Source organism: Pseudomonas sp. MAFF 730105 (assembly GCF_055380705.1).
Genome location: NZ_AP018438.1, coordinates 4,781,182 through 4,794,531, shown reverse-complemented (window position 1 = coordinate 4,794,531; position 13,350 = coordinate 4,781,182). Strand labels below are relative to the sequence as shown.

The window sequence follows — 13,350 nt, the reverse complement described above, 5'->3', positions numbered from 1 at the left end:
CAGAGGCTACTGGCTGGCGCCACCTTCGGAGCCCGAACCACCGGTGGTGGTTTTCGAGCCCACGCCGGTTCCGGCGTTATCGGGCGCTGTAGAGTCCGGTGTGTTCATGCCGCCCTGGCGGCCCATGTCATTGCCCTGCACACGCGGATCGGTACCTGTGGCGGGTGGCTGGCCATTGTTCAAGGTGCCGCCGCCGGTGCCATCGGTGTTCAACTTGGGCATGCCCTGGGTGGCCGGCGAGTTGGGTGCCTCCACCGGGTCGGTCGGTCCGGTACCGGAGGTGGTCGCCGCGAAGGCCACCGAAGACAGCAGTGCGGCAAATGTGAACGCAGTCAGCCTTGAAGTGATCATGGTGTCGCCTCCATTTTTCAGATGCTTGCCTGATCTTGGGCCGTGCGGGATCGGGGTTGGTGCCTCGGGGGCGACGAATGGCGCTTTTTGCGGAGCATAATCATTTTGGATTGGCATGTGACGAGCGCCACGTAGCGGCTTAGTATGGCGCTTTCAATTGGCTACAAGGCCCGTTCATGTCGATCGAGATCCGTCCCGCGCAACCCAGCGATGCGCCTCAAATCCTTGCCTTCATCACCGAGCTGGCCGACTACGAAAAGGCCCGTCACGAAGTCATCGCCAGTGTGGCCGACATCGAGCGCAGCCTGTTCAGCGAAGGCGCGACCGCCCACGGGCTGATCTGCCTGCGCGATGGCGTACCGATTGGTTTCGCGGTGTTTTTCTTCAGCTACTCCACCTGGTTGGGCAGCAACTGCCTGTACCTCGAAGACCTCTACATCACGCCCGAACAGCGTGGCGGCGGGGCGGGTAAGACGTTGTTGCGCCATCTGGCCAAGGTCGCCTGCGACAACGATTGCGGTCGTTTCGAATGGAGCGTCCTGGACTGGAACACACCGGCGATCGAGTTCTACAAATCCCTCGGCGCGCAACCCCAGGAAGAATGGGTGCGCTACCGGATGGACGGCAAGGTGCTACGGGATTTCGCCCAAGGCAACTGATGGCTCAGGCGTGGTTGGCGGAGGCCCATTCGGCAAATCCGGGCCGCTGTTCCAGACGCTTGCAGTATGCCGCCACGGCCGGGTAGTCCGGCCGTTCCATGGGCGTCTGGCGCCAGCGGTGCACGGACAGGCCGATGAGCACATCTGCTAGGGAAAACTCCGCTCCGGCCACATAGGCGCCCGTACGGCTCAACTGCTGTTCAAGCAATCCCATCTTCTCATTCCAGCCTTTGACCCCAGCGGCAATCTGCTGCGGGTCCTGGCAGCTGGGATCCTTGCGCACCAGGGCATAGAACGGATAACCCCATGACGGGTTGAGTTCCGTCGCCTGCCAATCCATCCACTGCTCGATTCGCGCCCGTGCGGCAGGTTCGACGGCAAGCAGGTCACTGCGTCCATGCTTGCCCACCAGATAACGGCAGATGGTGTTCGACTCCCAGAGCACACCGTTCTCATCGATGATCACCGGTACCTGGGCGTTTGGGTTAAGCGCCAGGAACGCAGGGTCGTGGGTTGAGTTGAAGCCAAGGCCCCAATCTTCGCGCTCGTAGGAAATGTCCAATTCCCGGCAAGTCCATAGCACTTTCCTGACATTGATCGAGGAAGTGCGGCCGAGGATTTTCAGCAGTTGTCCCATTTCGTTATCCCTGAGGGTTAAAGGCATCCGGACAGGAAACGTAGCAGGGTCGTGGGTGGATAGCGATAGGTGGAGATCTCTTCGTGGTAATCCCAATATATGGGAGTGATATTTATATATTGAGATTTTGTCGCGCTCAGGTTTATAGTCCGTGCCACTCACTGCCAAAAAACAGAACAGGTGAAGCGGATGCAGGCGCAATTGATCGCGCTCGATTGGGGGACGACCTCACTACGGGCTTACAAACTCGCCGCGGGAGGCGAGGTGCTCGAACAGCGCTCGCTGTCGTCGGGGATCATGCAGTTGCCCTCCGGGCCGCGGACCGTGGCCGGTCGTGAATGCACCGACGGTTTCGAGCTGGCGTTCGACGAGGCCTGCGGTGATTGGTTGGACGCGCAGCCGGGCCTGCCCGTCATTGCCTGCGGCATGGTCGGCAGCGCCCAGGGTTGGTGCGAAGCGCCTTACTGCGACACACCGGCTAACGTCGCCAATCTCGGACATTCCCTACAAACCGTTCGGAGCCTTCGCGGTGTCGATGTGCACATCGTGCCAGGGGTGATCCAGCGCTCGCGGTTGCCCAATGTCATGCGCGGCGAAGAAACCCAGGTACTCGGCGCCCTGCACAGCTTGCCGAACGAAGCGGTGCTGATCGGCCTGCCTGGCAGCCACTCGAAGTGGGTGGAAGTGGCCGACGGTTGCATCGTGCATTTCGACACTTTCATGACCGGTGAAATCTTCGCCGTGCTCAGCGACCACAGCATTCTCGGCCGTACCCAACAGCGCGGTGCTGCGTTCGATGGCGTGGCCTTCGATCGGGGTGTGCAGGTGGCGCTGTCGACGGACGGACAGGTCGGTCCGCTGTCCACCGTGTTCAGCGCTCGCAGCCTGGGGCTGACCGGTGAACTTGGCGCGAGCGCCCAGGCCGACTATCTCTCTGGCTTGTTGATTGGCCACGAGCTGACGGCGCTGGCCGCCGCACAGCGGCATCGGCGCAACAGCGTGCATTTGCCGACGGTGGTCTTGATCGGCAATTCCCAACTCTGCGCCCGTTATCAGCGGGCTCTCGACGCCTGCGGCTTTGCCCGGGTGACCCTGGCCGAACAGGCTACCGAACGAGGTTTGTGGCAACTGGCCGTGGCGGCCGGGCTGCTCGAATCCAGCGCATCGCGTTAAACCTGACTGGAGGTCTGACATGCTCACACAAGCACTGGCGCACAACGGGCTGATCGCGATCTTGCGCGGTCTGCGTCCCGAAGAGGCGGCAGCCATCGGCGAAGTCCTGTACAGCGCCGGATTTCGCGTCATCGAAGTACCGCTCAATTCCCCCGAGCCGTACGAAAGTATCCGCATCCTGCGCAATACCTTGCCCGCCGACTGCCTGATCGGCGCTGGCACCGTGCTGACCCCAGAGCAGGTGGAGCAGGTGAAGGCTGCCGGCGGCCAGGTGATCGTCATGCCCCACAGCGATCCGAAGGTGTTGCGGGCGGCGAAAGCGGCGGGGCTCTACCTCTCGCCCGGGGTCGCCACGCCTACCGAGGCATTTGCCGCGCTGGCCGAAGGCGCCCATGTGTTGAAACTGTTTCCTGCCGAGCAAATGGGCCCGGCGGTGGTCAAGGCCTGGCTCGCGGTGTTGCCGGCCGGGACCGTGCTGGTGCCGGTGGGTGGGATCACGCCGGACAACATGGCGGTGTTCCTCGAGGCGGGCGTCAAGGGGTTCGGCCTGGGCTCCGGGTTGTTCAAGCCGGGCATGACGGCAGACGAAGTCGCGGTGCGCGCCAAGGCTTACGTGGCCGAATGGAATGCCTTGAACTGAAGACTTTTCCAGCGCTGCGTGCGCTGCATCTGACAAGAGAGACAACAAGATGAAAATCACCAAACTGACCACCTTCATTGTTCCGCCGCGCTGGTGCTTCCTCAAGGTCGAAACCGACGAGGGTGTGACTGGCTGGGGCGAGCCGGTGGTCGAGGGCCGTGCCCATACGGTGGCGGCCGCCGTCGAGGAATTGTCCGACTACCTGATCGGCAAAGACCCGCGCAATATCGAAGACATCTGGACCGTGCTGTATCGCGGCGGCTTCTATCGCGGTGGCGCCGTGCACATGAGCGCCCTGGCCGGTATCGACCAGGCGCTGTGGGACATCAAGGGCAAGGCCCTGGGGGTGTCGGTCAGCGACCTGCTGGGCGGCCAGGTGCGCGACAAGATCCGCGTCTATTCCTGGATCGGCGGCGACCGGCCGGCGGACACCGCCCGCGCAGCGAAAGAAGCCGTGGGACGGGGCTTCACGGCGGTGAAAATGAACGGCACTGAAGAGCTGCAGTTTCTCGACACCTTCGAGAAAGTCGACCTGGCCCTCGCCAACGTGGCAGCGGTGCGGGACGCGGTAGGGCCGAACGTCGGCATCGGCGTCGACTTCCATGGCCGGGTTCACAAGCCGATGGCCAAGGTGCTGATGAAGGAACTCGACCCGTACAAGCTGATGTTCATCGAAGAGCCGGTGCTCAGCGAAAACTACGAAGCCCTCAAGGAACTGGCGCCGCTGACCAGCACGCCGATTGCTCTCGGCGAGCGTCTGTTTTCCCGCTGGGATTTCAAACGGGTGCTCAGCGAAGGTTACGTCGACATCATCCAGCCGGATGCGTCCCACGCCGGTGGTATCACCGAAACCCGCAAGATTGCCAACATGGCCGAGGCCTACGACGTGGCGCTGGCGCTGCACTGCCCGCTGGGCCCGATCGCCCTGGCGGCGTGCCTGCAACTGGATGCGGCTTGCTACAACGCGTTCATCCAGGAGCAGAGCCTGGGCATCCACTACAACGAGAGCAACGACCTGCTGGATTACGTCAAGGATGCGCGGGTGTTCGACTACGACAAAGGCTTCGTGAAGATCCCCAACGGCCCGGGCCTGGGCATTGAGATCAACGAGGAGTACGTCATCGAACGCGCCGCCGTCGGCCACCGCTGGCGCAATCCGATCTGGCGCCATGCCGATGGCAGTTTTGCCGAGTGGTGAGTTCCCAGGCCCACCACTGAACCTTGTGGGAGCGAGCCTGCTCGCGATCGCGGTGGGTCAGCTGATTAATGCGCTACTGACATACCGCCATCGCGAGCAGGCTCGCTCCCACAAAGGATCTCCATCGGCAAGGAGATCCCCATCCTCGCGTCCGTTTCCTCAATAAACATAAGAAGAGGCACCTCACATGCAAGCGCACACCCTGAGCGCGCAGGCGTCGTTGGTGACGCCCAGCCGCAAGCGTTTTTTCATCATGGTCCTGCTGTTCATCACCGTGGTGATCAACTACCTGGACCGCAGCAACCTGTCGATTGCCGCCCCCGCGCTGACCAGTGAACTGGGCATCGATCCGATCCATGTCGGGCTGATCTTCTCGGCGTTCGGCTGGACCTACGCCGCCATGCAGATTCCCGGCGGCTGGCTGGTGGACCGCGTGCCGCCGCGGATTCTGTACAGCGTCGCGTTGCTGTTGTGGTCGGTGGCCACGGTGATGCTCGGTTTCGCCGCCAGCTTCATCGCTTTGTTCGTGCTGCGCATGGCGGTCGGGGCCCTGGAGGCGCCGGCCTATCCGATCAACAGCCGTGTAGTGACCACCTGGTTCCCTGAGCGCGAGCGGGCCACGGCCATTGGTTTCTACACTTCCGGACAATTCGTTGGCCTGGCTTTCCTGACGCCGGTGCTGGCCTGGCTGCAGCACACGTTTGGTTGGCACATGGTCTTCGTGGTGACCGGCGCGGTCGGCATTCTCTGGGCGGTGATCTGGTACGCGGTGTATCGCGAGCCGCGGGATTTCAAGGGCGCCAACGCTGCTGAAATCGATTTGATTCGCGAGGGCGGCGGGCTGGTGGACATCCAGGCCGAGGCGGCCAAGGCCAAGGCGAAATTCAGCTGGACCGACCTGGGTGTCGTGCTGACCCGGCGCAAGCTGTGGGGCATCTATCTGGGCCAGTTCTGCCTGAACTCCACGCTGTGGTTTTTCCTGACGTGGTTCCCGACCTACCTGGTGAAATATCGTGGCATGGACTTCATCAAGTCTGGCCTGCTGGCATCGTTGCCCTTTCTCGCGGCGTTTGTCGGCGTGTTGTGCTCCGGGTTCTTTTCCGACTGGCTGATCCGGCGCGGCGCCACGGTCGGGTTCGCCCGAAAGCTGCCGATCATTGGCGGCTTGCTGATCTCGACCTCGATCATCGGTGCCAACTTCGTTGAATCGACACCGCTGGTGATCGCGTTCCTGGCGCTGGCCTTCTTCGGCAATGGCCTGGCGTCGATCACCTGGTCGCTGGTGTCGACCCTGGCGCCGGCGCGGCTGCTCGGGCTGACGGGTGGGGTGTTCAACTTCATCGGCAACCTGGCGGCCATCGCCACGCCGATTGTCATTGGTTTCCTTGCCAGCGGCGATTCGTTTGCCCCGGCCATTACCTATATCGCCGTTCTGGCGCTGGTGGGCGCGTTGTCCTACATCCTGCTGGTCGGGAAGGTCGAGCGCATCGAGTTGTAGTCCGACGGGGCGGGCGACCATAATGCCGCCCCGTTCCCCGCTCACTGTTGAAGGTCGGATATGCAGCAAGACGATCCAAAAATCACCAAGGACGCAGCGCCTACAGGCACCCAGACATTGCTGCGCGGCCTGGGTGTGGTTCAGGCGGTCGCCAGCGGTGCCCGTGACCTGAAGGAAATCGCCCGGCTGATTGGCACGACCCGCAGCACCACCCATCGCCTGGCCAGTTGCCTGGTGGACGAGCGTTACCTGCGCGTGGTGCCGCAGGTGGGGTATCTGCTGGGGCCGAAGTTGATCGAACTGGGTTTCCAGGCCCGGGAAGAGCTACCGCTGGTGAGCCTGGCGGGACCGTATCTGGACGAGTTGTCGGCATTGACCGGCGACACCGTTCACCTGGCGATTCGCGAGGGTGACGAGGTTCTGTACCTGCTGAAGAATCCGGGGCGCAACGGTCCGGAAATGCGTTCGCGGGTGGGCCATCGCATGCCGTTGGCGCGCACGGGGATTGGCAAGGCCCTGATGCTCGATGATCCCGAGGACAATTGGCGGCGGCTGTATGAAATCAGTCTGCCGGCCGCTGGGAAGAATCAGTTCTGGCCCCAGCACCAGGAGCAGTCCTGGGAACAGTTCCAGCAGCGGATGGTGGAGTATGTGGCGGGAGGCTATGCCTTCGACCTGGAGGACAATGAACCGTCGATTCGTTGCGTGGCGGCGCCGATCCGGGACGCCGGCAAGCGGATTGTCGCCGGTATCAGCATTGCCAGCACCGTGCCGTACATGCCGTTGGAAAAAATGGCCGAGCTGATTCCCCTGGTCAAAGGGGTCACAGCTCGGCTGTCGGCGGAGCTGGGTGCCAAGGTCTGATTAGTGGCCTGTGTGGCTAATTCATGCACTCAAATTAACCGTACAGGCCACTGCGTCAGGCCTTGAGCGTCGCCATGTCGATGACAAAGCGGTACTTCACGTCTCCGGCGATCATGCGGCTGTAGGCTTCGTTGATCTGGCGGATGTCGAGCATTTCAACGTCGCAACTGATGTTGTGCTCGGCGCAGAAATCCAGCACTTCCTGGGTTTCTGCGATGCCACCGATCAACGAACCGGCCAATACGCGACGGCCCATGATCAAATTGGCGGCATGGACCGGCGGATCGATCGGCTCGACCAGGCCCACCAGAATGTGTACGCCGTCGAAACGCAACGTCCCCAGGTAGGGATTGAGGTCGTGCTGTACCGGAATCGTGTCCAACAGGAAGTGGAAGCGTCCGGCGGCAGCGGCCATCTGCTTGGCGTCGGTGGACACGATCACATGGTCTGCGCCCTGGCGACGGGCTTCCTCCGCCTTGCTCGCGGAGCGGGTGAACAACGTCACTTCGGCGCCCATGGCCTTGGCGAACTTGATACCCATGTGGCCGAGGCCGCCCATGCCGAGCACGCCGACCTTGTCACCGGCCTTCACGCCATAGTGCTTGAGGGGGGAGTAGGTCGTGATGCCGGCGCAGAGAATCGGTGCGGCGCTGGCCGGGTCGAGTGCGGCGGGGATACGCAACACGAAATGTTCGTTGACCACGATGCTGTCGGAGTAGCCACCCATGGTATGGCCGCCGCTGATACGGTCCGGGCTGGCATAGGTCTGGGTCATGCCCTGGTAGCAATATTGCTCCAGGTCAGCATGGCAGGCTTCGCACTCGCGGCAGGAATCGACCATGCAGCCAACACCCACCAAGTCGCCGATCTTATAGCGGGTGACATTTGCACCGACGGCGGTAACCTTCCCTATGATCTCGTGGCCGGGCATCAGCGGGTAGACAGCGATGCCCCATTCGTTGCGGGCCTGGTGGATATCGGAGTGGCAGACGCCACAGTAGAGAATGTCGATTGCCACGTCGTCGGCCTGCGGGCTGCGCCGCTCGAACTTCATGGGGGCGAGGGGCGCGGTGGACGATTGAGCGGCGTATCCGATGGCAGTGTACATATTGAACCTCGCTAAACAATGAACAGTCAGGCGATCTATTCTGGGAGCCATGGCGGCATCCCGCGATGGCGATTCCTACGGGTGTCATGCCTAATCCTCCGGCCTTGACCGTAGATTGATCCTATGGAGCGCCAGACCTGCGATGATGTTCCCATCCCTTTTTCCGTGAAGTTTTTCCCATGTTGCTGACCCGCTATCTCGATGCCAACGCGGCGCTGGTTTCGCTGATCGAACCTCTGGCGACCCGTGACGGCTTTATTCCTACACAGCTGCCTGGCGTGCAAGTACTGCGGTGCAGCGAAGACATCGCCCGTGGCCCGCAGCTCTACGAGCCGAGCCTGGTGATCATTGCCCAAGGCAGTAAACTGGCGTACCTGGGACCGCGCACGCTGGAGTACGGCGCCGGGCACTACCTGATCCAGGCGCTGCCGGTACCGTTCGAGTGCGAAACCTACGCCATGCCCGATGCTCCGCTGCTCGGGATTTCCGTTGCGATCGATCGGGCGCTGTTGGGCGAGTTGGTGCTGACCATGGGATTGACGCCGGGACGGAACCTGCCGCCGCAGACACCGGAATCCATGACCAGCGCCGTGCTCGATGACGCCATGCGCGGATGCGTCGAGCGTCTGTTGCAATGCTTGCACGACCCACTGGAATGCCAGGTCATGGGCCAGGCGCGGTTGCGGGAATTGCTCTTCGCGGCGTTGCGCGGGCCCCAGGCCGATGTGTTGCGGGCGTTGGTGGAGCAGCAAGGGCAGTTCGCTCGGATCGCTGCCGCATTGAGCCACTTACACGCGCACTTCACCGAGCCGCTGAACGTCGAGACCCTGGCCAACTGCGCGAACATGAGCGCCTCGACTTTCCATGAGCATTTCAAGCGCAGTACGTTGCTGTCGCCGGTGCAGTACCTCAAGCGATTGCGCTTGCTCAAGGCGCAGCGGCTGTTGCTCAGCGAGGGCATGGGCGTGGCCCAGGTCGCACATCAGGTGGGTTACCAGAGCTCGTCGCAGTTCAGCCGGGAGTACAAGCGCTACTTCGAGCGCAACCCCGGGGAAGAGCGCGCTGCCTGATCCAGCGCCAATCCCTGTGGGAGCGAGCCTGCTCGCGATAGCGGTGTGTCAGCCGACGCAGATGTTGAATGATCGAGCGCTATCGCGAGCAGGCTCGCTCCCACATTGTTTTGGGTGGTTGTTAGAGTCGCAGGCAACAAAAAGGCCCCCATTGCGGGAGCCTTGATGTTCAGCGAATCGGCTTACATGTTCGGGTAAGTCGGCCCACCGGCGCCTTCCGGCGATACCCAGGTGATGTTCTGGGCTGGGTCCTTGATGTCGCAGGTCTTGCAGTGCACGCAGTTCTGGGCGTTGATCTGGAAGCGCTTCTCGCCGTCTTCCTTGGTCACCACCTCATACACACCGGCCGGGCAGTAGCGTTGGGCCGGTTCGTCGTACAGTGGCAGGTTCTTGCCGATCGGGATGCTCGGGTCGGTCAGCTTCAGGTGGCAGGGTTGCTCTTCTTCATGGTTGGTACCGGAGATGAACACCGAGCTGAGTTTGTCGAAACTGATCTTGCCGTCCGGTTTCGGGTAGTCGATCTTCTTGCAATCGGCAGCCAGCTTCAGGCAGGCGTAGTCGGGCTTGTTGTCGTGCAGGGTGAACGGCAGCTTGCCGCCGAAGATGTTCTGGTCGAGCCAGTTGAAGCCGCCACCGACGATTGCGCCGTACTTGTGGATCGCTGCGCCGAAGTTGCGGCTGGCGAACAGCTCTTCGTACAGCCAGCTGTTCTTGAAGCTGTCAACGTAAGCGGTCAGTTCATCACCGCCTTCGGATTCGGCGAACAGGCGATCGGCCACGGCATCGGCGGCGAGCATGCCGGACTTCATGGCGGTGTGGCTGCCCTTGATCTTGGCGAAGTTCAGCGTGCCGAGGTCGCAACCGATCAGCGCGCCGCCCTTGAAGACCATTTTCGGCAGCGAGTTCAGGCCGCCCTTGCAGATGGCACGGGCGCCGTAGCTGACGCGCTTGCCGCCTTCCAGGTACTGCTTGAGCACCGGGTGATGCTTGAGGCGCTGGAATTCGTCGAACGGCGACAGGTAGGTGTTGCTGTAGGACAGGTCGACGATCAGGCCCACGACCACCTGGTTGTTTTCCAAGTGATAAAGGAAGGAGCCGCCGGTGTTCTCGGTGCCCATGATGTCCAGCGGCCAGCCGGCGGTGTGCACCACCAGGCCGGGTTGATGCTTGGCCGGGTCGATTTCCCAGATTTCCTTCAAGCCGATGCCGTAGTGCTGGGCATCGGCGTCGCTGTCCAGGTTGAAGCGCTTGATCAGTTGCTTGCCGATATGGCCACGGCAGCCTTCGGCGAACAGCGTGTACTTGCCGCGCAGTTCCATGCCAGGCGTGTAGAGACCTTCCTTCGGGTGGCCTTCACGGTCAACACCCAGATCGCCAGTGATGATCCCGCGAACCACGCCGTTTTCGTCGAACAGGGCTTCCTGGGCGGCGAAGCCCGGATAGATTTCCACGCCCAGGTTCTCGGCCTGCTGGGCCAGCCAACGGCAAAGATTGCCGAGGGAAATAATATAGTTGCCTTCGTTGTGCATGGTCTTGGGCACGAAGAAGTCAGGGATTTTGCTCGCAGTGTCGGCGTTTCTCAGGACATAAATGTCATCGCGCTTGACTGGCGTGTTCAGCGGTGCGCCGAGTTCTTTCCAGTCCGGGAACAGTTCATTCAGGGCGCGGGGCTCGAACACCGCGCCGGAAAGGATGTGCGCACCCACTTCGGAGCCTTTTTCCACCACGCAGACGCTGATTTCCTTACCGGCTTCGGCGGCCTTCTGCTTCAGGCGGCAGGCGGCAGACAGGCCAGCGGGGCCGGCACCGACGATGACCACGTCGAATTCCATGTATTCGCGTTCCACAGGCTATCTCCTACTCTCAAGGCTCACGGTTTTTCTAATTGGAGGTTGGGCGTTGCATCCATTGTTTCCTTCGGGAAAACGACGAAAGTGACAATGGATGACCCGCGGTTCTCTCTTGGCGGCGCATTATATCTACACCACTCTCAAGGTTCAATACAAACGTTTGTTTGAAATAGCCGCAGGCCAGATAAATCACCGACGTGCGGCTTATGACTGGCCATTTTGCCGTATTGACCGGAATAAGCGTTCCGGTCAAGATACGGGCGGTTTTGCGCTCGCCGTAGGCTGACTGTTGGTTTCAAGAGCACCTCTAAAGACAGGGCGAAGGCAGCACAAAGTGACGTATTGCGTGTTCGAACGCGCAGTTTACACGCCGCGATAATGAATGACTCATCGGTCATCACTGACGGACGGTCTTCACTCCCGTGAGCAAGGTCATGTGTGGTTCATGCCGGCGTTTTTAGAGGTGCCCTTGCGCCCATGAGCATCAACCGCCAGGTTCGCCTAGGCGACTTTCTTTTCACCGGAGAGTAACGAGGAATCCATGAAGGTTCTTGTAGCTGTCAAACGAGTGGTCGACTATAACGTCAAGGTTCGCGTCAAGGCGGACAACTCCGGCGTCGACCTCGCCAACGTCAAGATGTCGATGAACCCTTTCTGCGAAATCGCCGTGGAAGAAGCCGTACGCCTGAAAGAAAAAGGCGTAGCGACCGAGATCGTCGTCGTCTCCATCGGTCCGACCACCGCCCAGGAGCAACTGCGCACTGCGCTGGCGCTGGGTGCCGATCGCGCCATTCTCGTCGAATCTGCCGAGGAGCTGACTTCCCTGGCCGTGGCCAAGCTGCTCAAGGCCGTTGTCGACAAGGAACAGCCACAGCTGGTGATCCTCGGCAAACAAGCCATCGACAGCGATAACAACCAGACCGGCCAGATGCTCGCCGCATTGAGCGGCTACGGTCAGGGCACCTTCGCCTCCAAGGTCGAAGTGTCCGGCGACAGCGTTGCCGTGACCCGCGAAATCGACGGCGGCGCGCAGACCGTTTCCCTGAAACTGCCGGCCATCGTCACCACCGACCTGCGTTTGAACGAGCCGCGCTACGCGTCCCTGCCAAACATCATGAAAGCCAAGAAGAAGCCGCTTGAAGTGCTGACTCCTGACGCTTTGGGCGTTTCCACCGCCTCCACCAACAAGACCCTGAAAGTCGAAGCGCCGGCTGCACGCAGCGCGGGCATCAAGGTCAAGTCGGTGGCTGAACTGGTCGAGAAACTGAAAAACGAAGCGAAGGTAATCTAACTATGACTATCTTGGTTATCGCCGAACACGACAACAAGGCGCTGGCTCCGGCCACGCTGAACACCGTTGCTGCCGCTGCCAAAATCGGTGGCGATATCCACGTTCTGGTAGCCGGTCAGGGCGCTGGCGCCGTGGCCGAAGCCGCCGCGAAAATCGCTGGTGTGGCAAAAGTGCTGTCGGCCGACAACGCCGCCTATGCGCACCAGTTGCCGGAAAACGTTGCACCACTGGTAGCCGAGTTGGGCAAGGGCTATAGCCACATCCTGGCTGCCGCTACTTCGAACGGCAAAAACATCCTGCCGCGGGTTGCCGCTGCCCTGGACGTCGACCAGATCTCCGAGATCATCTCGGTGGAAAGCGCCGACACTTTCCAGCGTCCGATCTATGCCGGTAACGCCATTGCCACCGTGCAATCGAGCGCTTCGGTCAAGGTCATCACCGTGCGTGCCACCGGCTTCGACCCGGTTGCAGCCGAAGGTGGCTCGGCCGCCGTCGAAGCCGTAGGCGCTGCCCACGACGCCGGTATTTCCAGCTTCGTCAACGAAGAACTGGCCAAGTCCGATCGTCCTGAACTGACCGCTGCCAAGATCGTCGTTTCCGGCGGCCGCGGCATGCAGAACGGTGACAACTTCAAGCACCTGTACGCCCTGGCCGACAAGCTGGGCGCTGCCGTCGGCGCTTCCCGCGCAGCGGTCGACGCAGGTTTCGTACCCAACGACATGCAGGTCGGCCAGACCGGCAAGATCGTTGCGCCACAGCTGTACATCGCCGTCGGTATCTCCGGCGCGATCCAGCATCTGGCCGGTATGAAGGACTCCAAGGTGATCGTTGCGATCAACAAGGACGAAGAAGCACCGATCTTCCAGGTGGCCGATTACGGCCTGGTGGCGGATCTGTTCGAAGCAGTCCCTGAGTTGGAGAAGCTGGTCTAATCCGGCCTCTTCACTTATAAAGAGCCCGGCTTTGACCGTAGTGCAGCTCATTTAAGGTTCTTCTGAGTCCTTGAATGAG

At 61.4% G+C, this 13,350-nt stretch carries 14 protein-coding genes; 10 read left to right on the top strand and 4 right to left on the bottom strand.

Annotated elements, in window-relative coordinates:
• Positions 1-6: 6 nt before the first annotated feature.
• Positions 7-351 carry a hypothetical protein gene (locus PCOSP_RS20735; RefSeq protein WP_139649403.1) on the bottom strand — a complete coding sequence of 115 codons (345 nt, stop codon included), beginning with the start codon at positions 349-351 and terminating at the stop codon, positions 7-9.
• A gap of 176 nt (positions 352-527) precedes the next feature.
• Here PCOSP_RS20735 and PCOSP_RS20730 point away from each other — a divergent pair, with 176 nt between their 5' ends.
• On the top strand, positions 528-1,010 hold the full coding sequence (locus PCOSP_RS20730; protein ID WP_003179435.1) for a GNAT family N-acetyltransferase: 483 nt from the start codon (positions 528-530) through the stop codon (positions 1,008-1,010).
• A gap of 4 nt (positions 1,011-1,014) precedes the next feature.
• Here PCOSP_RS20730 and PCOSP_RS20725 read toward each other — a convergent pair whose 3' ends face one another.
• Positions 1,015-1,647 (bottom strand): glutathione S-transferase family protein, encoded by a 633-nt coding sequence (locus tag PCOSP_RS20725; RefSeq protein ID WP_464709442.1) that lies wholly within the window; start codon positions 1,645-1,647, stop codon positions 1,015-1,017.
• Positions 1,648-1,836: 189 nt separating this feature from the next.
• Between PCOSP_RS20725 and PCOSP_RS20720 the strand changes: the two genes are divergently transcribed.
• From PCOSP_RS20720 to PCOSP_RS20700, 5 genes are all read left to right on the top strand, one after another.
• On the top strand, positions 1,837-2,820 hold the full coding sequence (locus tag PCOSP_RS20720) for a 2-dehydro-3-deoxygalactonokinase (RefSeq protein ID WP_139649406.1): 984 nt from the start codon (positions 1,837-1,839) through the stop codon (positions 2,818-2,820).
• Between the two features lie 19 nt (positions 2,821-2,839).
• Entirely contained in the window at positions 2,840-3,460 is a 621-nt protein-coding gene (locus PCOSP_RS20715) for a 2-dehydro-3-deoxy-6-phosphogalactonate aldolase (RefSeq protein ID WP_175363422.1), read from the top strand.
• Positions 3,461-3,509: 49 nt separating this feature from the next.
• Complete coding sequence (gene dgoD / locus PCOSP_RS20710) at positions 3,510-4,658, top strand: galactonate dehydratase (protein WP_024776883.1); 1,149 nt, start codon at positions 3,510-3,512, stop codon at positions 4,656-4,658.
• Positions 4,659-4,845: 187 nt separating this feature from the next.
• Positions 4,846-6,156 (top strand): MFS transporter, encoded by a 1,311-nt coding sequence (locus PCOSP_RS20705; protein WP_139649410.1) that lies wholly within the window; start codon positions 4,846-4,848, stop codon positions 6,154-6,156.
• Positions 6,157-6,216: 60 nt separating this feature from the next.
• Positions 6,217-7,020: an IclR family transcriptional regulator gene (locus tag PCOSP_RS20700; RefSeq protein WP_041023886.1), complete on the top strand. Its 804-nt coding sequence runs from the start codon at positions 6,217-6,219 to the stop codon at positions 7,018-7,020.
• Positions 7,021-7,075: 55 nt separating this feature from the next.
• Here PCOSP_RS20700 and PCOSP_RS20695 read toward each other — a convergent pair whose 3' ends face one another.
• Positions 7,076-8,128, bottom strand: coding sequence for an NAD(P)-dependent alcohol dehydrogenase (locus PCOSP_RS20695; protein ID WP_139649412.1), 1,053 nt, complete (start codon positions 8,126-8,128; stop codon positions 7,076-7,078).
• Positions 8,129-8,307: 179 nt separating this feature from the next.
• On the opposite strand from PCOSP_RS20695, the gene PCOSP_RS20690 reads away from it, so the two are divergent.
• Positions 8,308-9,198: an AraC family transcriptional regulator gene (locus tag PCOSP_RS20690; protein WP_139649414.1), complete on the top strand. Its 891-nt coding sequence runs from the start codon at positions 8,308-8,310 to the stop codon at positions 9,196-9,198.
• Between the two features lie 182 nt (positions 9,199-9,380).
• On the opposite strand, the gene PCOSP_RS20685 is transcribed toward PCOSP_RS20690, so the two are convergent.
• Positions 9,381-11,045 (bottom strand): electron transfer flavoprotein-ubiquinone oxidoreductase, encoded by a 1,665-nt coding sequence (locus PCOSP_RS20685; protein WP_464709440.1) that lies wholly within the window; start codon positions 11,043-11,045, stop codon positions 9,381-9,383.
• A 97-nt stretch (positions 11,046-11,142) separates the two neighbouring features.
• On the opposite strand from PCOSP_RS20685, the gene PCOSP_RS20680 reads away from it, so the two are divergent.
• From PCOSP_RS20680 to PCOSP_RS20670, 3 genes are all read left to right on the top strand, one after another.
• The gene (locus PCOSP_RS20680; RefSeq protein ID WP_464709439.1) at positions 11,143-11,334 is read left to right on the top strand and encodes a hypothetical protein; all 192 of its coding nucleotides are present in this window, start codon (positions 11,143-11,145) and stop codon (positions 11,332-11,334) included.
• A gap of 255 nt (positions 11,335-11,589) precedes the next feature.
• Entirely contained in the window at positions 11,590-12,339 is a 750-nt protein-coding gene (locus PCOSP_RS20675; protein WP_024776877.1) for an electron transfer flavoprotein subunit beta/FixA family protein, read from the top strand.
• A 2-nt stretch (positions 12,340-12,341) separates the two neighbouring features.
• Positions 12,342-13,271 (top strand): electron transfer flavoprotein subunit alpha/FixB family protein, encoded by a 930-nt coding sequence (locus PCOSP_RS20670; RefSeq protein WP_041021840.1) that lies wholly within the window; start codon positions 12,342-12,344, stop codon positions 13,269-13,271.
• Positions 13,272-13,350 lie beyond the last annotated feature (79 nt).

Coding starts and splice junctions, on each gene's coding strand:
- PCOSP_RS20730 (WP_003179435.1), top strand. CDS start 528: ATGTCGATCGAGATCCGTCCCGCGCAACCCAGCGATGCGCCTCAAATC.
- PCOSP_RS20695 (WP_139649412.1), bottom strand. CDS start 8,128: ATGTACACTGCCATCGGATACGCCGCTCAATCGTCCACCGCGCCCCTC.
- PCOSP_RS20700 (WP_041023886.1), top strand. CDS start 6,217: ATGCAGCAAGACGATCCAAAAATCACCAAGGACGCAGCGCCTACAGGC.
- PCOSP_RS20725 (WP_464709442.1), bottom strand. CDS start 1,647: ATGGGACAACTGCTGAAAATCCTCGGCCGCACTTCCTCGATCAATGTC.
- PCOSP_RS20715 (WP_175363422.1), top strand. CDS start 2,840: ATGCTCACACAAGCACTGGCGCACAACGGGCTGATCGCGATCTTGCGC.
- PCOSP_RS20735 (WP_139649403.1), bottom strand. CDS start 351: ATGATCACTTCAAGGCTGACTGCGTTCACATTTGCCGCACTGCTGTCT.
- PCOSP_RS20680 (WP_464709439.1), top strand. CDS start 11,143: ATGACCCGCGGTTCTCTCTTGGCGGCGCATTATATCTACACCACTCTC.
- PCOSP_RS20720 (WP_139649406.1), top strand. CDS start 1,837: ATGCAGGCGCAATTGATCGCGCTCGATTGGGGGACGACCTCACTACGG.
- PCOSP_RS20670 (WP_041021840.1), top strand. CDS start 12,342: ATGACTATCTTGGTTATCGCCGAACACGACAACAAGGCGCTGGCTCCG.
- dgoD (WP_024776883.1), top strand. CDS start 3,510: ATGAAAATCACCAAACTGACCACCTTCATTGTTCCGCCGCGCTGGTGC.
- PCOSP_RS20690 (WP_139649414.1), top strand. CDS start 8,308: ATGTTGCTGACCCGCTATCTCGATGCCAACGCGGCGCTGGTTTCGCTG.
- PCOSP_RS20675 (WP_024776877.1), top strand. CDS start 11,590: ATGAAGGTTCTTGTAGCTGTCAAACGAGTGGTCGACTATAACGTCAAG.
- PCOSP_RS20705 (WP_139649410.1), top strand. CDS start 4,846: ATGCAAGCGCACACCCTGAGCGCGCAGGCGTCGTTGGTGACGCCCAGC.